At 39.0% G+C, this 19,442-nt stretch carries 17 protein-coding genes and 3 tRNA genes; 13 read left to right on the plus strand and 7 right to left on the minus strand.

Annotation, left to right across the window (positions count from 1 at the left end):
* Positions 1–2,016, plus strand: coding sequence for a DNA helicase Rep (rep, locus tag ACPT8Q_RS01645; protein WP_050949058.1), 2,016 nt, complete (start codon positions 1–3; stop codon positions 2,014–2,016).
* A gap of 99 nt (positions 2,017–2,115) precedes the next feature.
* On the opposite strand, the gene yafC is transcribed toward rep, so the two are convergent.
* A complete protein-coding gene (yafC, locus tag ACPT8Q_RS01650; RefSeq protein WP_038439516.1) occupies positions 2,116–3,003 on the minus strand; it encodes a DNA-binding transcriptional regulator YafC in 888 nt (295 codons plus the stop codon).
* Positions 3,004–3,113: 110 nt separating this feature from the next.
* Here yafC and ACPT8Q_RS01655 point away from each other — a divergent pair, with 110 nt between their 5' ends.
* Positions 3,114–3,692, plus strand: coding sequence for an NAD(P)H-dependent oxidoreductase (locus tag ACPT8Q_RS01655; protein ID WP_050949059.1), 579 nt, complete (start codon positions 3,114–3,116; stop codon positions 3,690–3,692).
* A gap of 62 nt (positions 3,693–3,754) precedes the next feature.
* Here the strand turns inward: ACPT8Q_RS01655 and rimO are convergent, their stop codons facing one another.
* Positions 3,755–5,092 (minus strand): 30S ribosomal protein S12 methylthiotransferase RimO, encoded by a 1,338-nt coding sequence (gene rimO / locus ACPT8Q_RS01660; protein WP_050949060.1) that lies wholly within the window; start codon positions 5,090–5,092, stop codon positions 3,755–3,757.
* Positions 5,093–5,244: 152 nt separating this feature from the next.
* On the opposite strand from rimO, the gene ACPT8Q_RS01665 reads away from it, so the two are divergent.
* The 9 genes from ACPT8Q_RS01665 (at position 5,245) to ACPT8Q_RS01705 (ending at position 13,032) form a co-directional block, all read left to right on the plus strand.
* Complete coding sequence (locus ACPT8Q_RS01665; RefSeq protein ID WP_005650876.1) at positions 5,245–5,961, plus strand: MgtC/SapB family protein; 717 nt, start codon at positions 5,245–5,247, stop codon at positions 5,959–5,961.
* 165 nt (positions 5,962–6,126) lie between these two features.
* Positions 6,127–7,242, plus strand: a complete 1,116-nt coding sequence (asd, locus tag ACPT8Q_RS01670) for an aspartate-semialdehyde dehydrogenase (protein ID WP_012055145.1) — start codon at positions 6,127–6,129, stop codon at positions 7,240–7,242.
* 53 nt (positions 7,243–7,295) lie between these two features.
* A complete protein-coding gene (locus ACPT8Q_RS01675; RefSeq protein WP_050949061.1) occupies positions 7,296–8,231 on the plus strand; it encodes an alpha/beta fold hydrolase in 936 nt (311 codons plus the stop codon).
* Between the two features lie 184 nt (positions 8,232–8,415).
* A complete protein-coding gene (locus ACPT8Q_RS01680) occupies positions 8,416–9,516 on the plus strand; it encodes a NapC/NirT family cytochrome c (RefSeq protein WP_050949062.1) in 1,101 nt (366 codons plus the stop codon).
* A 25-nt stretch (positions 9,517–9,541) separates the two neighbouring features.
* On the plus strand, positions 9,542–12,019 hold the full coding sequence (gene torA, locus ACPT8Q_RS01685; RefSeq protein WP_050949063.1) for a trimethylamine-N-oxide reductase TorA: 2,478 nt from the start codon (positions 9,542–9,544) through the stop codon (positions 12,017–12,019).
* 280 nt (positions 12,020–12,299) lie between these two features.
* Positions 12,300–12,394: transfer RNA gene (locus ACPT8Q_RS01690), tRNA-Ser, on the plus strand.
* 20 nt (positions 12,395–12,414) lie between these two features.
* Positions 12,415–12,491, plus strand: a tRNA-Arg gene (locus ACPT8Q_RS01695).
* Between the two features lie 57 nt (positions 12,492–12,548).
* Positions 12,549–12,625 (plus strand) — tRNA-Arg (locus tag ACPT8Q_RS01700).
* Positions 12,626–12,720: 95 nt separating this feature from the next.
* Positions 12,721–13,032 (plus strand): DUF5389 family protein, encoded by a 312-nt coding sequence (locus tag ACPT8Q_RS01705; protein ID WP_044345235.1) that lies wholly within the window; start codon positions 12,721–12,723, stop codon positions 13,030–13,032.
* A 34-nt stretch (positions 13,033–13,066) separates the two neighbouring features.
* Here ACPT8Q_RS01705 and glmU read toward each other — a convergent pair whose 3' ends face one another.
* From glmU to hflD, 5 genes are all read right to left on the minus strand, one after another.
* Positions 13,067–14,437, minus strand: a complete 1,371-nt coding sequence (gene glmU / locus ACPT8Q_RS01710) for a bifunctional UDP-N-acetylglucosamine diphosphorylase/glucosamine-1-phosphate N-acetyltransferase GlmU (protein ID WP_050949064.1) — start codon at positions 14,435–14,437, stop codon at positions 13,067–13,069.
* Positions 14,438–14,594: 157 nt separating this feature from the next.
* Positions 14,595–14,966 carry a 50S ribosomal protein L7/L12 gene (gene rplL, locus ACPT8Q_RS01715; RefSeq protein ID WP_005650892.1) on the minus strand — a complete coding sequence of 124 codons (372 nt, stop codon included), beginning with the start codon at positions 14,964–14,966 and terminating at the stop codon, positions 14,595–14,597.
* Positions 14,967–15,020: 54 nt separating this feature from the next.
* Positions 15,021–15,512, minus strand: coding sequence for a 50S ribosomal protein L10 (gene rplJ, locus ACPT8Q_RS01720; protein WP_005626605.1), 492 nt, complete (start codon positions 15,510–15,512; stop codon positions 15,021–15,023).
* Between the two features lie 271 nt (positions 15,513–15,783).
* Positions 15,784–17,154 carry an adenylosuccinate lyase gene (gene purB / locus ACPT8Q_RS01725; RefSeq protein ID WP_050949065.1) on the minus strand — a complete coding sequence of 457 codons (1,371 nt, stop codon included), beginning with the start codon at positions 17,152–17,154 and terminating at the stop codon, positions 15,784–15,786.
* A gap of 22 nt (positions 17,155–17,176) precedes the next feature.
* On the minus strand, positions 17,177–17,794 hold the full coding sequence (gene hflD, locus ACPT8Q_RS01730) for a high frequency lysogenization protein HflD (RefSeq protein ID WP_021034556.1): 618 nt from the start codon (positions 17,792–17,794) through the stop codon (positions 17,177–17,179).
* A gap of 128 nt (positions 17,795–17,922) precedes the next feature.
* Between hflD and trpS the strand changes: the two genes are divergently transcribed.
* Together trpS and ACPT8Q_RS01740 are read left to right on the plus strand one after the other, a co-directional pair.
* Complete coding sequence (trpS, locus tag ACPT8Q_RS01735) at positions 17,923–18,927, plus strand: tryptophan--tRNA ligase (RefSeq protein ID WP_050949066.1); 1,005 nt, start codon at positions 17,923–17,925, stop codon at positions 18,925–18,927.
* Positions 18,928–18,949: 22 nt separating this feature from the next.
* The gene (locus ACPT8Q_RS01740; protein WP_050949067.1) at positions 18,950–19,240 is read left to right on the plus strand and encodes a YfcZ/YiiS family protein; all 291 of its coding nucleotides are present in this window, start codon (positions 18,950–18,952) and stop codon (positions 19,238–19,240) included.
* The last annotated feature ends 202 nt before the right edge of the window (positions 19,241–19,442 follow it).

Here is a 19,442-nt window from a genome sequence, read left to right on the forward strand (position 1 = left end):
ATGAAACTTAATCCTCAACAACAACAAGCCGTTGAATATGTGACAGGCCCTTGTCTTGTGCTTGCTGGCGCAGGCTCTGGCAAAACTCGCGTAATCATTAATAAAATTGCCCATTTAATTGAAAAGTGCGGTTATTCTCCGAAACAAATTGCCGCAGTGACTTTTACCAACAAAGCCGCACGCGAGATGAAAGAGCGTGTAGCACATTCCATTGGCAAAGAACAATCCAAAGGCTTGCTTGTATCCACTTTTCATACGCTCGGTTTTGACATTATTAAGCGTGAATATAAAGCGTTGGGCTTTAAATCAAATATGACTTTGTTTGACGAGCACGATCAATTTGCGTTGTTAAAAGAGCTAACCGCTGATGTGTTAAAAGAAGATAAGGATTTATTACGCGAGTTAATTTCAGTGATTTCTAACTGGAAGAATGATTTGATTTCGCCAAAACAGGCATTTGCGTTGGCGCGTGGTGCAAAATATCAAACTTTTGCAAAATGTTATGAGCGTTACGCCACACAAATTCGAGCTTACAATGCTCTTGATTTTGATGATTTAATTATGTTGCCGACATTGTTGTTCAAGCAAAATGAAGAAGTGCGGTCAAAATGGCAGGCAAAAATTCGTTATTTGTTGGTGGATGAATATCAAGATACCAACACCAGCCAATATGAACTGATTAAACTTTTAGTGGGGGATCGTGCTTGTTTTACTGTGGTGGGCGATGATGACCAATCTATTTATTCGTGGCGTGGCGCACGACCAGAAAATATGGTGCGTTTACGCGATGATTTCCCTCGTTTGAACGTGATTAAGCTAGAGCAAAATTATCGTTCAACCCAACGTATTTTGCATTGTGCCAATATTTTGATTGATAACAATGACCACGTGTTTGATAAGAAACTCTTTTCAACCATTGGCGAAGGGGAAAAATTGCTTATTATCGAAGCAAAAAATGAAGAACACGAAGCAGAGCGGATTGTTGCCGAGTTGATCGCCCATCGTTTTAGCCGTAAAACTAAATATAAAGATTATGCGATTTTATATCGAGGCAATCATCAATCCCGATTACTCGAAAAAGTACTGATGCAAAACCGTATTCCTTACAAAATTTCGGGTGGTACTTCTTTTTTCTCCCGTGCAGAAATCAAAGATATGATGGCATATTTACGCTTGGTGGTGAATCAAGATGATGACGCCGCATTCCTGCGTATTGTGAATACACCGAAACGTGAAATTGGCACCGCCACGTTACAAAAACTTGGTGAGTTGGCTCAAGAAAAACACATCAGTTTGTTTGAGGCTATTTTTGAGTTTGCGCTTATTCAACGCATCACGCCAAAAGCCTATGATTCATTGCAAAAATTTGGCCGTTGGATTGTAGAACTTAATGATGAAATTCAACGTTCTGAACCAGAGCGAGCGGTACGTTCTATGTTATCCACGATTCATTATGAAGAATATTTGTACGAATACGCAACAAGCCCTAAAGCGGCAGAAATGCAAAGTAAGAATGTTGCCACGCTATTTGATTGGGTTGCGGATATGTTAAAAGGCGATGAAACCAATGAACCAATGAACCTTAATCAAGTAGTAACCCGCCTAACATTACGAGATATGTTGGAGCGAGGCGAAGACGATGATGAGAGCGATCAAGTTCAACTGATGACATTGCACGCCTCTAAGGGATTGGAATTCCCTTATGTTTATTTGATCGGTATGGAAGAGGGCATTTTGCCCCACCAAACTAGCATTGATGAAGACAACGTGGAAGAAGAACGCCGCTTGGCTTATGTTGGCATCACAAGAGCACAAAAAGAACTCACTTTTTCTTTGTGTCGAGAACGCCGTCAATATGGAGAATTAATTCGTCCAGAACCCAGCAGATTTTTAGCTGAATTACCCAATGACGATGTGTTATGGGAACGCGATAAACCAAAACTAACCACCGAGCAAAAACAAGAAAAAACACAAAATCAACTTGATAGATTGAGGGCGATTTTGAAAGGAGACTAGAAAATGGCTTTAAATGAAAAAATAATGGGGAGAAAGTGCGGCTAAGTTTTAAAGTATTTTTACAAATGGACTTTAAAATTTGATGCTTATGAATTTTAATTATCCCCTCAGCTTTTCTGCTAAAAAGTCTAAAAACACACGTAGGCGAAGATTGACAGCTTTATCACTGTAATAAACAGCGTTGAAAGGGAGTGTTTCATCGGTGATGTGATTAGAAAATAGGGGAATTAATTTTCCTTCAGCGATGTCATTGTCTACCAAAAAATCTGATAAGCAAGCGATACCACAACCTGAAAGGCACAATGACCGTAAGATTTCACCGCTGCTGGCGGTAAAGTGCGGTGAGATTTTATAGGGATTTCCTTGAGCATCTAGAACCGCCCATGTATTTAGAGAACTAGGTTCAGTGAAGCCTAAACATTGATGGTTGGCAAGATCTTCAGTTGATTGTGGTGTACCGTGTTTTGCCAAGTATTCTGGACTGGCAACTAATCGGAATTGGCTATCAAACAGATGACGAGCACGCAACCCAGAATCATTCAATTCTCCAGCTCGTAAAGCAATATCGACTTTGCGTTCAATCAGATTGATATAGCCTTCGGAAGAAACTAGCGAAAGTTGGATATGCGGATAACGTTCGTTGAATTTCGCTGCTAATGGCACTAGCAGATGTAACACCATCGGCATGGCGGAATCTACGCGTAGTACGCCTTGTGGTACTTCGTGCACAGCCAACATTTCAGCTTCTGCTGCAGCCATTTCTTGCAGAATTTTCTGCACTCGGCGAAAATATTGTGAACCTTCTTCTGTTAGTCTTAGCTGTCGCGTGGTGCGGTTGATTAGGTTAACGCCTAATTTTTCTTCTAACCTTTTCACCACACGGCTTACAGCAGAATTTGCCATCGCTAGCTGTTTGGCCGCACGGCTGAAACTACCATTTTCGACTACTTGTACAAATACGGTTAATTCTTCAGAAGTTGTTTTCATTTTATTATTCTGTTTAACGCAAAAGAGTTTTTTTATTTTTGCACTTTTTAAGTATAAAGTAAAACAGCATAATAAAGCTCTCTTTGGATTATTGCTTTAGGAGCAAAAAGATGAATATTTTATTATTAGACGGTGGTAAAGCGTTTGGACATTCTCACGGCGAGTTGAACCACACGCTTCATAAAAAAGCGAAAGAAGTTTTGACCGCACTTGGACACAATGTAAAAGAAACTGTGATCGATGCTGGCTATGATGTTGAAGCAGAAATCGAAAAATTCTTGTGGATGGATGCCGTGATTTGGCAAATGCCGAGCTGGTGGATGCACGAACCTTGGACAGTGAAAAAATACATAGACGAAGTATTAACCAGCGGACACGGCAAGTTATATCACAGTGATGGCAGACACAGCGTTAATCCAACCGAGGGCTATGGCACAGGCGGCTTGTTGCAAGGCAAAAAACATATGCTTTCACTTACTTGGAATGCACCGATTGAAGCCTTTACTCGCGAAGGCGATTTCTTTGAAGGCAAAGGTGTGGATGTGTTGTATATGCATTTCCACAAACTCAATGAGTTCATCGGCTTGACCCGTCTGCCGACATTCTTATGTAACGATGTGGTTAAAAATCCACAAGTAGAACAATATTTATCAGACTACCAAGCACATTTGGAAAAAGTGTTTGGCTAATAAAAAATCCATCTTCAATACGAAGATGGATTTTTTGTTTATTTCCTTGAGATTGTTGTTATTTAACAACTTCCCCACAAATCATATTCATCAGAATTTGTGATGGTTACTTTAATCACGTCGCCCACTTTGACATTGATTCCGCTTAAATTATCTACATAAACTAAACCATCCACTTCAGGGGCATCTGCTTTGGAGCGGCCAATAATGCCTTCTTCGTCAATTTCATCCACTAATACATCAAGAGTTTTACTGATTTTTTGTTTTAAACGGTTTGCAGAAATTTCCTGTTGTAATTGCATGAAACGATGGAAACGTTCTTCTTTCACATCTTCTGGCACTTGGTCAGCCATATCTGTTGCAGGTGCGCCTTCAACGGGGCTGAATTTGAAACAGCCTACGCGATCAAGCTGGGCTTCTTTTAAGAAATCGAGCAATAATTGGAAATCTTCTTCTGTTTCTCCTGGGAAACCTACAATGAAAGTGGAGCGTAATGTTAAATCAGGGCAAATTTCACGCCATTGTTTAATGCGTTCTAAAGTGCGGTCAATACTGCCCGGTCTTTTCATTGCTTTTAAGATTTTCGGGCTGGCGTGTTGTAATGGAATGTCTAAATACGGCAAGAGCGTGCCGTCTGCCATTAATGGAATTAAATCATCCACATGCGGATAGGGATACACATAATGTAAGCGAACCCAAATGCCAAGTTTGCCAAGCTGTTTACAAAGGGTCATTAAATCATTTTTAATTGGCATGCCATTCCAGAAAGCCGTTTTTACACCGCCCTCTTGGCGTTTTAAATCCATGGAATAAGCGGAAGTGTCTTGTGATACCACAAGTAATTCTTTTACGCCTGCTTCGGCTAAACGTTTTGCTTCGTCCAAAACTTGCGTAATAGAGCGGCTTTCCAAATCGCCACGCATAGATGGAATAATGCAGAACGTACAACGGTGATCACAGCCTTCAGAGATTTTCAAATAGGCATAATGTTTTGGTGTCAGTTTTACGCCTTGTTTTGGTACTAAGCTGGTGTAAGGGTTATGTGTCGGCTTTGACACGTATTTGTGAACTTGAGCCATCACTGTTTCATAACTATGTGGGCCGCTAACTTCCAAAACTTTAGGATGCACTTCACGAATTTGGTCTTCTTTTGCCCCCAAACAGCCAGTTACAATGACGCGCCCATTTTCTTCTAATGCTTCGCCAATCGCTTCGAGGGATTCCTGCACCGCGCTGTCAATAAATCCACAAGTATTCACAATCACTAAATCAACATTTTCATAGCTTGGCACAATGTTGTAACCATCGGTGCGTAGTTCCGTTAAGATTCGTTCAGAATCTACTAAGTTTTTGGGGCAACCAAGGCTTACAAAGCCAATGCTTGGAGTTGAATTTTGCATAAAAATAACCGTTTTTTCGCTCTATAAAATTTCAAGCACAAGATTTTACTCAATTTTCGCAAGAAAGGCGATAAATTAAAGGCTTGGAAGAGTAAAGATTTTAAGCTAAGTGATGTAGAATAGATGGTTATGTCGGAATCATTTTTATCATTATGGAAAATTCATCCTTACTTTTAACCGCACTTTTCGATCCTGATCACTTAATTATTTTTAGCAAAATGCTATTGGCGATGGTGCTTGGTAGTATTATTGGCTTAGAGCGTGAACTTAAACGTAAACCTGTGGGTGTAAAAACCTGCGCTATTATTGCCGTCACCACTTGTGTGCTAACCATTGTTTCGATTCAAGCCGCAGAGCATTATGCACAAGTTTCAGACAATATTCGTACGGATCCGATGCGTCTTGCGGCTCAAGTGATTAGTGGAATCGGTTTTTTAGGTGCTGGTGTGATTTTGCATAAGAAAAATGATGCGATTTCAGGTTTAACCACTGCGGCGATTATTTGGGCTTCTGCGGGGATCGGTATTGCTGCTGGAGCAGGTTTCGTATTCGATGCGGTCATTGCAACTGTGATGATTTTGGTGTCTATTCGATTAAGTCCGTTGGTACAACGTTGGGTACATCGTAAATCGCAACGTCGTCGGACAAAATTCAATATTCTTGTCAATGGTGCGGAAAGTATTGGAAAAGTCACTCAATTGTTAGTAAACAATCAGTATCGTATTGAACATATACAAGTGAAAGATCAAAGTAGTGGTGAAGTGCGGTTACAAATCTGTTGTTTTTCCATTGATTCCACAATGTTGAAAGATGCGTATGCGTTGTTGAAAGCGGAAGAAGGTGTAATGAGTGTGGAAGTAGATAACTAGAAAAAGAGTGATTAAATTAAATTTTCTTTTAAATTAACCACACTTTTTTATTTTTTATTTAATTTCTTTCACAACAGATCAATTTTCATTAAAAATACTTGATTTTGCTAACGCTATCTTGTAATTAGTAATTCTATTCAAACACAACAAACTAAGGAAACAACAATGAAAAATGTAGGCTTTATCGGTTGGCGCGGAATGGTCGGTTCCGTATTAATGGATCGTATGTCGCAGGAAAATGATTTTGAAAATCTTAATCCTGTATTTTTTACAACTTCACAAGCAGGTCAAAAAGCCCCTGTATTTGCAGGTAAAGAAGCGGGTAAGCTTAAAAATGCATTCGACATTGATGAACTTAAAAAATTAGACATTATCGTGACTTGCCAAGGTGGCGACTATACCAATGAAGTCTATCCAAAATTAAAAGCAACAGGTTGGGACGGTTATTGGGTTGATGCTGCTTCCGCATTACGTATGAAAGATGATGCAATTATTGTTCTTGATCCAGTAAACCAACACGTGATTTCTGAAGGCTTGAAAAAAGGCATTAAAACTTTTGTAGGCGGTAACTGTACGGTAAGCTTAATGTTGATGGCTATCGGTGGTTTGTTTGAGAAAGATTTAGTGGAATGGGTATCTGTCGCAACTTATCAAGCGGCTTCGGGTGCAGGCGCAAAAAATATGCGTGAATTACTTTCACAAATGGGTTTATTAGAACAAGCGGTTTCTAGTGAATTAAAAGACCCAGCTTCTTCTATTTTAGATATTGAACGTAAAGTGACTGCAGAAATGCGTTCTGATAACTTCCCAACGGATAATTTTGGTGCAGCATTAGGCGGTAGCTTAATTCCTTGGATTGACAAACTTCTTCCTGAAACAGGGCAAACTAAAGAAGAATGGAAAGGCTATGCAGAAACCAATAAAATCTTAGGTTTAAGCGACAATCCAATTCCTGTTGATGGTTTATGTGTGCGTATCGGTGCATTACGTTGCCACAGCCAAGCGTTCACCATCAAACTGAAAAAAGACTTACCATTAGAAGAAATCGAACAAATTTTAGCGGCTCACAACGAATGGGTTAAAGTGATTCCAAACGACAAAGAAACCACATTGCGTGAATTAACGCCAGCGAAAGTAACTGGTACATTAAGCGTGCCAGTGGGGCGTTTACGTAAATTGGCTATGGGACCTGAATATTTAGCAGCCTTTACTGTAGGCGACCAATTATTATGGGGTGCGGCAGAGCCAGTTCGCCGTATTTTAAAACAATTAGTGGCATAGTTTTACTTTCACTACAAAGGGCGTATTTACTACGCCCTTTTCATTAGAAAATTATGATCAGAGAACCTTATTTTCATCAATTTGCTCTTAAAGAATTACTGCCTTTTTTTAAGCAATTTCCGACGCAATATCTTTCTGGTAAACAAAATATAAAATTAGCTTATCGTCATTTGATTCAACCTGAAAGTGCGGTCAGAAAATTGATGATTTTAGTAAATGGTCGAGCAGAAAATATGCTGAAATGGACTGAATTGGCTTATGATTTTTATCATCAAGGCTATGATGTGCTGCTATTTGATCACCGTGGTCAAGGCTATTCACAGCGTATTATTCCTCAAAAAGGGCATTTAGACGAATTTCGTTTCTATGTCGATGATATGGCGAAAATCATCGAAAAAGTAACCGCACTTTTCAGCTATTCAACACAGCATTTGCTTGCTCATTCAATGGGCGCATTGATTTCCACCTATTATTTGGCAAATTGTGATCATCGCATTAATAAAGCGGTACTTTCTTCGCCTTTTTACGGTATTCCTTTAAAACATCCAATTAGAGATGAACTGATTATTGCCCTAATGAATATTTTAGGACAAGGCGAGCGTTATGTTTTTGGCAAAGGCGATTATCAACAAACCCACTTGGAATACAATGAATTAACTTTCTGTAAAACCAGAATGAAATGGATGAATCGTGTAAATCGTAAAAATCCAGCAATTAATCTTGGCGGGCCAACATTCCGTTGGGTGCATTTGTGTTTGAATGCAATTAAACGTTTGCCGAAAGTTATTCCTAAGATTGAAATTCCAATCCTAATTTTACAAGCGGAAAAAGAAAAAATCGTAGATAACAAAAATCTTGAAAAATTAACCGCACTTTTTCCTCATGCAGAATCCATGCTTGTATCTCAAGCAAAACATGAAATCCTTTTTGAAAAGGATAACGTGAGAAAAGCAGTGCTTGAACGCATGAATCAATTTCTTCATTCTTAAATTTTCCTAATTAGATTAAATATAAAACATTATATATTTATTTATGTAATGTTTTTTTATTTTTATCTCATGAGTGTTTAAGCTTTTATTGAGCAAGATCATAGTTTCTTTCTCACTATATCCCTACAATCCATAATACTTATTTATAGTTATACTTTTTATTGTTTGTATAGTTGGAGTGTCTATGTCAAAAATGAAGAAAATTGTCACCGCACTTTGCTTGGTGGGTGTCGGTGCTGTAGCATTGTGGGGAACGCAGTGGGTTATGCATAAAACCAGTACAACTGAGTTTTGTGTAAGTTGTCATTCAATGAGCTATCCAAAAGCAGAATGGGAAGGTTCGAGCCACTTTGCGAATACAAAAGGCGTGCGAGCACAATGTTCAGACTGCCATATTCCAAAAGAAGGTTGGCATTATGTCAAAGCGAAATTTATTGCTTTAAAAGACTTGTGGTATGAAGCACAAGGCAAGATTGAGAATAAAGAAAAATATGAAGCTCATCGTGAGGAAATGGCACAACGAGTGTGGGACGATATGAAAGCCAACGATTCAGAAACCTGTCGCAGCTGCCACAGTTTTGATGCAATGGAGCTTTCAAAACAAACTAAATTAGCAAAACAAACTCATACAGATGCCCAAAAAAATGGCCAAACCTGTATTGATTGCCATAAAGGTATTGTTCACTTCCTTCCTGAAGCACATGGCGATCAAAATGCGCAAAAATCCTCTGCTGTACAAGGTGATACTCTCTCTGATGGTTCAGCCATTTTTGCCACTGAAATGATGAAAGCGACTAATGATAAAGGAAATGAGGTTCGCTTAATGCCTTATGCAGAATTAATGCAATGGAAAGTAAATGGCGATCAAGTTCAAGGCACCTTGCATGGTTGGCAACAAGTAGGAGCTGAAGCGCTTGTTTATCAAGAGTTAGGCAAACGTATCACGCTTGCTTTACTGGATGAAGATGCACGTAATCATGTTCAAGTATTAAAAACAGTTCATGATGCAGTAACAGATTCTGACTGGAAAGAAATCAATGTTGCGGTGAATGTTAAAAAAGAAAAAATGACATCAGATTTAGCCGCACTTAATCAATACGGTAGTCAGTTAAATCAAACTCAATGTAGTAGTTGTCACGCAGCAATTAGTGCGGACCATTACACGGCTAACCAATGGATTGGTGTGGTGAATTCTATGAAAGACCGTACATCAATGAACAAAGATGAAGTACGTGCATTAACTATTTATCTGCAACGCAATGCCAAAGATATGGCAAAAAAATAATTACTGAGTATCTAACGAGGCTGAAATGAAAAAAAATAACGTAAACGAACAACGTCGTGATTTTCTGAAAAAAACATCTTTAGGCGTGGCTGGTAGTGCCCTTTCCGGTGGTATGGTGGGCATTGTATCAAAAAGTGCTGTAGCAAAAGAAGCTGAAATGAAAACGGTAGTGACTGCCGCTCATTGGGGATCTCTTGGGGTTGTTGTACAAGATGGTAAGGTCGTGAAATCTGGTCCTGCTATTGAGCCTGCAGTGCCGAACGAATTGCAAACAGTTGTTGCCGATCAATTGTATAACGAAGCCCGCGTGAAATATCCAATGGTGCGTAAAGGCTTTTTAGCTAACCCAGGAAAAAGCGATACTACAATGCGTGGTCGTGATGAATGGGTGCGTGTTTCTTGGGATGAAGCGTTAGATTTAGTACACAATCAGCTTAAACGCATTCGTGACGAACATGGACCAACAGGTATTTTTGCCGGTTCTTATGGTTGGTTTAGTTGTGGTTCATTACATGCTTCTCGTACGTTATTACAGCGCTATATGAACGCTACTGGTGGTTTTGTGGGTCATAAAGGGGACTACTCTACGGGTGCCGCACAAGTCATCATGCCGCATGTGCTTGGTACTATTGAAGTCTATGAACAACAAACCAGCTGGGAATCCATATTAGAAAGTAGTGATATTATTGTGCTTTGGTCTGCAAATCCACTCACAACCATGCGTATTGCTTGGATGTCTACTGACCAAAAAGGGATTGAATATTTCAAAAAATTCCAAGCGAGTGGAAAACGCATTATTTGTATCGACCCACAAAAAAGCGAAACTTGCCAAATGCTGAATGCAGAATGGATTCCGGTGAATACAGCAACGGATGTACCATTAATGCTTGGTATTGCGCATACTTTAGTTGAACAAGGTAAGCACGATAAAGATTTCTTGAAAAAATACACGTCGGGTTATGCTAAATTCGAGGAATATTTATTAGGTAAAACCGATGGCCAACCAAAAACAGCAGAATGGGCGGCAAAAATTTGTGGTGTACCAGCAGAAACGATTAAACAGCTTGCAGCAGATTTCTCTAGCAAACGTACTATGTTAATGGGGGGCTGGGGTATGCAACGCCAACGCCATGGTGAACAAACCCACTGGATGTTAGTAACGCTAGCGTCTGTGTTGGGACAAATTGGCTTGCCAGGTGGTGGTTTCGGTTTAAGTTATCACTATTCAAATGGTGGGGTGCCAACAGCGACAGGGGGTATTATCGGCTCCATTACCGCAAGTCCATCAGGCAAAGCGGGTGCAAAAACATGGTTGGATGATACCTCTAAATCTGCCTTCCCATTAGCTCGTATTGCTGATGTGTTGCTCCATCCAGGTAAAAAAATTCAGTATAACGGTACTGAAATTACTTATCCTGACATCAAAGCGGTATATTGGGCAGGTGGTAACCCGTTCGTTCACCATCAAGATACCAATACCTTAGTGAAAGCTTTCCAGAAACCTGATGTGGTGATTGTCAATGAGGTGAACTGGACGCCAACTGCACGCATGGCAGATATTGTATTGCCGGCAACTACCAGTTATGAACGTAATGACTTAACCATGGCAGGCGACTACTCCATGATGAGCGTTTACCCGATGAAACAAGTAGTTCCACCACAATTTGAAGCGAAAAATGACTACGATATTTTCGTTGAACTCGCAAAACGAGCAGGTGTGGAAGAACAATACACTGAAGGTAAAACGGAAATGGAATGGCTGGAAGAATTCTACAATGCAGCCTTTACTGCCGCACGTGCAAACCGTGTAGCAATGCCACGTTTTGATAAATTCTGGGCAGAAAATAAACCATTAAGTTTTGAAGTGGGCGAAGCCGCGAAGAAATGGGTGCGTTATGGTGAATTCCGTGAAGATCCATTGCTCAATCCGCTCGGCACGCCATCAGGCAAAATTGAGATTTTCTCTGATGTTATTGAGAAAATGCATTATAACGACTGTAAAGGTCACCCAAGCTGGATGGAGCCAGAAGAATTTGCGGGTAATGTGACAGAAGAATATCCGTTAGCTTTAGTGACGCCACATCCTTACTATCGTTTACATAGCCAATTGGCACATACTTCATTACGTCAAAAATATGCGGTAAATGATCGTGAGCCAGTGATGATTCACCCTGAAGATGCCACTGCTCGCGGTATTAAAGACGGTGATATTGTTCGCATTCATAGCAAACGCGGTCAAGTGCTTGCAGGTGCGGTTGTCACAGAAAACATCATCAAAGGTACTGTCGCTCTCCATGAAGGCGCGTGGTATGACCCAATGGACTTAGGTGAAAGTGAAAAACCATTGTGTAAAAATGGTTGTGCAAATGTCTTAACTAGAGATGAAGGTACATCTAAATTGGCACAGGGTAATTCTCCAAATACTTGTATCGTTCAGATTGAGAAATTTACAGGTGTAGCACTAGAAGTTACGGTATTTAAACAACCTAAACAGGTGGCGTAAAACTATTAAAAATATAACCGCACTTCAAAAAGTGCGGTTCTTTTTTAATAATAGAACGAAGAAGCATTAACAGCACTAAATTCTAAACATGAGGTGTTATTTGAGCAAGATGAATTAAGACGGGAAACAATGTCTAAGATTTTAGTATTTTTGAATGATAAGTAGATTTTTATTCAATAATATATTTAATGTGTAGATAAAATATTCAAACAGGTGTGTTTTTCAAAAAATGGTTTGACATATTTTCTAAAAAACGTATTATACCGCTCACACTGATTGTGGTGAGATGGCCGAGCAGGCTGAAGGCGCTCCCCTGCTAAGGGAGTATGGGGTTAAAAAGCTCCATCGAGGGTTCGAATCCCTCTCTCACCGCCATTGTTTGTTTTATTTATTCTGCACCCGTAGCTCAGCTGGATAGAGTACTCGGCTACGAACCGAGCGGTCAGAGGTTCGAATCCTCTCGGGTGCGCCATTTTTAAAACGGCTCTATCTTATTAAAGTGGTTATGAATAATTAAAGCATCATCTACGCACCCGTAGCTCAGCTGGATAGAGTACTCGGCTACGAACCGAGCGGTCAAAGGTTCGAATCCTTTCGGGTGCGCCATTTCTACATTATTACTTTCATTAAAATATTCTTTACTATTCAATATATTTGTTATATTTATTTCTTGCATCTATTTATTTTTAATCATTTAAAATATGAAAAAACAATCTTTACCAACTAAATTTAGTCCATTTGCTTGGGGGCTTGCTGCTTTTTGTTCGCCTATATTATTGTGTCCAATGGCACTGTTAATTTCTACGGCATTCAGTAAAAACCCTTATCTAACAAACTGGCAAATCAATTTATTTTCAATACTTTTTTGGGTTTATCCCTTTATTCTAGCCATTACAGCTCGAATACTATACCTTATTCATCAACATAAACCTAAACTAGCAAATAAATTATTAATATTAAGTGCGGTCATTTTTTATGTGGTTTTAATTACGATTTGTAAAATTGGTTTATAAAAAAATCCTACGATAAAACGTAGGATTTTTTATTTTATTTTTTCTTTATTGGTCGCTGCCAACCTTGAATATGTCGTTGAGCAACTCTTGTAATCACTAATTCATTTTCGCCTACATCACGTGTAATTGTTGTGCCTGCACCAATAGTTGCACCACTTGCGACTTTCACTGGCGCGACTAATTGTGTATCAGATCCCACAAATACATCATTACCGATGATCGTTTTAAATTTATTTGCACCATCGTAGTTACAGGTGATAACACCCGCACCAATATTACAATTTGAACCGATTTCTGAATCGCCAACATAAGTTAAATGATTTACTTTAGAGCCTTTACCAACGGTAGATTTTTTAATTTCTACAAAGTTACCGACATGCGTTTCAGCTGCGAGTTCTGCACCTGGGCGTAAACGAGAAAATGGACCAATTGCGGCTTTTTCTCCCACTACAGAATCCTCTAGCACAGAATAGGGTTTTATTTCTACATCATTGCCAATAACAACATTTTTCAATACGCAACCTGCGCCAATTTTTATGCGATCGCCGAGTTTAACACGACCTTCGATAATAACATTAACGTCGATTTCCACATCTTTTCCATGCTCTAATGTTCCACGTAGGTCAAAGCGAGCGGGATCGTAGATCATTACGCCTTCAAGTAATAATTTGGAGGCTTGTTTATTTTGAAAATAACGTTCAAGTGCGGCTAATTGTAAGCGATTATTTGCACCTTCAACTTCCATGACATCTGTTGCTTGTACGGCAATCACTTGGCAATTATCCTGGTTTGCGAGAGCAATAAGATCCGTTAAGTAATATTCGCCTTGAGCATTATTATTGCCTACACGAGCTAGCCATTTTTTGAAACTTGCACCATCGGATACCATCACGCCAGTATTTACTTCTTTAATATTTAGTTGATCTGCATTTGCATCTTTTTGTTCTACAATTGCTACAACATTCCCATTTTCACGGATAATTCGTCCATAGCCTGTTGGGTTATCTAAATTTACGGTAAGCAATGCAATGCCATTTTCTGGTTTCGCTTCAATTAATTTTTCTAATGTTTCTTTCGTTATTAACGGTGCATCGCCGTAAAGCACAACAATATTTTCGTTATCTTTAAAGAAAGGTGCCGCTTGTTGAACTGCATGTGCTGTGCCAAGTTGTTCTGTTTGTAATACCCAGTTTACTTGTTCATTTGCAAGATGGGTACGCATTAAGTCCCCACCGTGACCATAGATTAAATGAATATTTTCTGAGCCTAATTGATGGGTGGTATCAATCACGTGTTTTACCATTGGTTTACCAGCGATTGTATGTAGCACTTTAGGTAAATCAGAATACATGCGAGTTCCTTTTCCAGCTGCTAAAATTACCGCACTTAATGCTTTTTTTGTCATAGATTTTCTCTTTATTCATCAATAATGGGTAATATTCTATCGTAGAAAGATAGCGAATGGTAAGTTTTTAAGTAAAAGCTATAACAGACTTTTAGATAAGAAAAAAACCGACGGTTTCCCATCGGTTTTTTGAATTTTAAAGTGGTTAAAATAGAAATTATTTAACTTCTACTTCTGCACCCGCTTCTTCTAATTCTTTCTTAAGTGCTTCAGCTTCTTCTTTAGAAACGCCTTCTTTTAAGTTAGCTGGAGCAGATTCAACTAAATCTTTAGCTTCTTTTAAGCCTAAACCAGTTGCACCACGTACTGCTTTAATTACTGCTACTTTGTTAGCACCTGCAGATTTAAGTACAACGTCGAATTCAGTTTTTTCTTCTGCTGCCGCTGCACCGCCTGCTGCTGGAGCTGCTGCTACTGCTGCCGCTGCTGAAACACCGAATTTTTCTTCCATCGCTGCGATTAATTCAACGATTTCAGTTACAGTTTTTGAAGCAATCGCTTCAATGATTTGTTCGTTAGTTAATGACATAACAATCAATTCCTAAAATAAATAAAGTTAGATGAAGTAAGAAACGCTTAATGATTAAGCTGCTTCTTGTAATTTGTCGCGTAATGCCGCGAAGGTGCGAGCAAGTTTGCCTGCTGCAGCTTCTTTCATTGTGCCCATTAAACGTGCAATCGCTTCTTCGTAAGTTGGTAATGTTGCCAAGAATTCAACATCTTGGATTTTACCTTCAAAGGCTGCACCTTTAATTTCAAACTTATCGTTTGCTTTAGCAAACTCTTTGAACAAACGAGCAGCTGCGCCCGGGTGTTCGTTAGAGAACGCGATAAGTGTTGGACCTACAAACGTATCTTTTAAGCATTCGTAATCTGTGCCTTCAACTGCGCGACGTAATAAAGTATTACGAACTACACGCATTGTAACGCCAGCTTCACGTGCTGATTTACGTAATTCAGTCATTTTCTCAACAGTTACACCGCGAGAATCCGCGATTACTGCTGAAAGTGCACCTTTGGCTGCTTCATTTACTTCAGCAACAATTGCTTGTTTGTCTTGAAGATTTAATGCCATTGGCTTTTAGCTCCTGAATACACTCCGATTACTCGGAATTAATTTACCTAATCCTAAGACTAGGATGACTTCGGCGCCCAGAAGCAAGAAAAATTCTTATTCTGTTCACCATCTACGTAGGATAATTAAGATTACTCCCCTACGGTCTTGGATGGGGCTTGAATAGGTCAAGCACCAACCAGAAATTTGTTAGATTGACTAACACAGGCACAGGATTATAGAGAAAAGCTATGTTCTTGTAAAGAATATTGTTGGAAAAAGAGCCAAATTCCTATGATAGCTTCTCTACTAATTCCACTGCAGCCCCAATATAAGTAGCGGGTGTTAATTTTTGTAAACGTAATTTTTCTTCTTGTGGAATAGCCAACTTATCAATGAATTCACGCATAGCTTGTTCTGTCACTCGTTTACCTCGCGTTAATTCTTTTAATTTTTCGTAAGGTTTTTCTATTCCATAGCGGCGCATTACGGTTTGAATTGGTTCAGCTAAAACTTCCCAGTTTTGATTGAGTTCTTCTAATAAGTGCGGTTGATTTACTTCAAGTTTACTAATTCCTTTGCGCGTTGAAGCATAAGCAATCAAACAATAACCTAATCCTACGCCTAAATTACGTAATACGGTTGAATCCGTTAAGTCACGCTGCCAGCGAGAAATTGGTAATTTTTGACCTAAATGGGTCATTACTGCATTGGCTAACCCTAGATTGCCCTCTGAGTTTTCAAAATCAATTGGATTGACTTTATGTGGCATGGTTGAAGAACCAATTTCGCCTGCAATAGTTCGTTGTTTAAAGTGATTTAATGCAATGTATCCCCATAAATCACGATCAAAATCAATGATAATGGTATTAAAGCGTACTACTGCATCAAAAAATTCAGCAATGTAATCGTGCGGCTCAATTTGCGTGGTATAAGGATTCCATTGAATACCTAATGAAGTGACAAATTCTTCGCTGAATTTATGCCAATCAATATTAGGATATGCTGATAAATGTGCATTGTAGTTACCTACCGCACCATTGATTTTACCTAAGATTTCCGCGTTCTGAAGTTGTTTAAATTGACGTTTTAGGCGGTAAACGACATTCGCCATTTCTTTGCCCACTGTGCTTGGTGAAGCTGGCTGACCATGTGTGCGAGAAAGTAATGGGATCGTTTTATATTCTTCTGCAAGACGAGTGATTTCATCAATCAATTTTTTCCATTCTGGTAAAATCACTTCGTCACGAGCGGTACTTAACATTAATGCGTGAGAGAGGTTGTTAATATCTTCTGAGGTGCAAGCGAAGTGAATAAATTCGGAAACGTTCATTAGTTCCACTTCATTTTGAATTTTCTCTTTCAGAAAATATTCAACGGCCTTTACATCGTGATTAGTTGTGCGTTCAATTTCTTTAATATGCGCAGCATCTGTTTCATTAAAATTAGCCACAATTCCATCTAAAAAAGCATTTGCTTGCATAGAAAATGTCGGTACTTCAGTAATGTCTGCCGTTGAAGCTAATTTTTGTAACCAACGAACTTCCACAGCTACACGGAATTTCATTAACCCGAATTCGCTAAAAATAGCACGTAATGGCGTTACTTTATCTTGATAACGACCATCAAGAGGAGAAAGTGCGGTCAGTGTAGAGAGTTGCATAAATGTTTGCTCCAGAATTGTATTAATAAATAGAAGAATAAATCTGTTTTGCGGTGGCAAGTAATTTTCTGCGGAAAAATAAAATTTGCCATTTTGTTCCGCCCATTTGTTTCCATAGCACAGCAGAGCGAATGCCTGCAAGTAGCACTGCACGAATTTTATTTTGCACGAGTTCTTGTCGCAAATAATCAGGTGAGCCTAGTATGTGAATTTTTTTGCCCAATGGGCTAATAACGTCGCTGTAAATATTTGCCATAATAGATAGCATTGTTTCACTATCGCGAGCGTAATGAATTTCCTGTTCTTTTAGGCGAGAAATTCGATTGCCTAATGTTTGTTTGGCATCGGGATTTTTCGATAATTTCCCTTCTAATGCCAAAAGGCTTAGCCAATAGCGAGTTAAATTTTGATCACCTTGCGCGTTGAGCTGATGAATTAAGGTTTCTAGACCTAATTTTAAATGACGAACTTCCCCACCAAAAACATCTTCGATTTGTTGTGGTTGGGTAATGAAAAGGCTATTAAGTGCGGTTAAAAATGTATCTGAATCTGCTCGGCTTTCTGTTGCAAGTTGATGAACCAATTTTGCTGATTGGCACACGCCAGCAAGGGCAAGAACAATATCGTGGTAGTTTTTCATTAGAAAATAGTAGGAAAACGTTTCCGTTAAATATAGCATTTTTAACCTAGCTTTTGAACTCGAACATTAAAAAAGCCTAGAGTTTCTGATATGATGAGCGAACAGTTTTAAGGTATTAAGGATTGATTATGGCAAAACCAATTGTTTTTAGTGGCGTGCAGCCTTCTGGTGAATTAACTATCGGAAATTATTTGGGCGCGTTGCGCAACTGGGTGAAAATGCAAGAGGATTATGAATGTATTTTCTGCGTAGTTGATTTACATGCGATCACTGTGCGTCAAGATCCTGTTGCCCTTCGCAAAGCAACGCTTGATGTGCTTGCTCTTTATTTGGCGTGCGGAATTGATCCAAATAAAAGTACTATTTTTGTTCAATCTCACGTTCCAGAACACACGCAATTAAACTGGGTGTTAAACTGCTACACTTATTTTGGTGAAATGAGCCGAATGACGCAATTCAAAGATAAATCAGCGCGTTATGAAGAAAATATTAACGTGGGTTTGTTTGATTATCCTGTGTTAATGGCGGCGGATATTTTACTTTATCAAGCAAAAAGCGTGCCTGTTGGCGATGACCAAAAACAACACTTAGAAATTACGCGTGATATTGCAAATCGCTTTAATGCGCTCTATGGCAATATTTTTACCATTCCTGAAATTTTCATTGGAAAAGCAGGTGCGCGTATTATGTCATTGCAAGATCCTGAAAAGAAAATGTCAAAATCAGATGATAACCGCAACAATGTAGTGACACTTTTAGAAGATCCAAAATCTGTGGCGAAGAAAATTAAACGTGCCGTAACAGATTCAGATGAGCCGCCAGTTGTTCGTTATGATGTGCAAAATAAAGCGGGGGTATCCAATCTTTTAGATATTCTTTCTGCGGTTACGGATAAGCCAATTGCTGATCTTGAAAAAGAATTTGAAGGTAAAATGTACGGACATTTAAAAACTGCAGTAGCGGATGAAGTCTCAACTTTACTTGCTGGTTTACAAGAACGTTTCCATCAATATCGTGATGATGAAGCTTTATTAGATAATATCTTACGACAAGGTGCGGAAAAAGCGCGTGCAAAAGCCCAAGAAACCTTGGCGAAAGTGTATGAAGCAGTAGGTTTTGTTGCTGCAAAATAATCTGAATAAAAGGGATAATATTATGGCAATTCAAACTGAAAAACCGATTGAATGTGTAGGTTGTAACACATTTGATATGAAATCACTTTTCGATAATCGTGATTGTAGTCAGGTTATTGAATATATTTATGACGGTGAAGAACAAGCGCAAGAAGCGCTCGCATTTTTTACCCAGAAAGCGCGTGATGTAGAAAGTGAACCTTGTGAAATTCAATCTGAAATTACAAAAGTGGATGATGGCTATTTATTAAAGGCAGATTTCACTTTCTGTTGTCAAGCTGAATTGGTGATTTTTCAAATGCGTATTGCGTAAGAAAAACAGCTGAAAAATAAGCCGCACTTTTGCGGCTTATTTTGAACCTATCCCAAACGTAGGGTGGGCTTCAGCCCACCAAAATATCTTACGATTGTTTGTTGGTGGGCTAAAGCCCACCCTACAATTACTAAAGAAATCTACGCAGTCGATAAAAGAGTGATTAAAATTTGCATTTTGATGATTTTAAAATACGGCTTAC

Origin of the sequence: Haemophilus sp. HN_Hi10 (genome assembly GCF_049821985.1) — a bacterium.
In the GTDB taxonomy this organism is placed as follows: Bacteria; Pseudomonadota; Gammaproteobacteria; order Enterobacterales; family Pasteurellaceae; genus Haemophilus; species Haemophilus influenzae_D.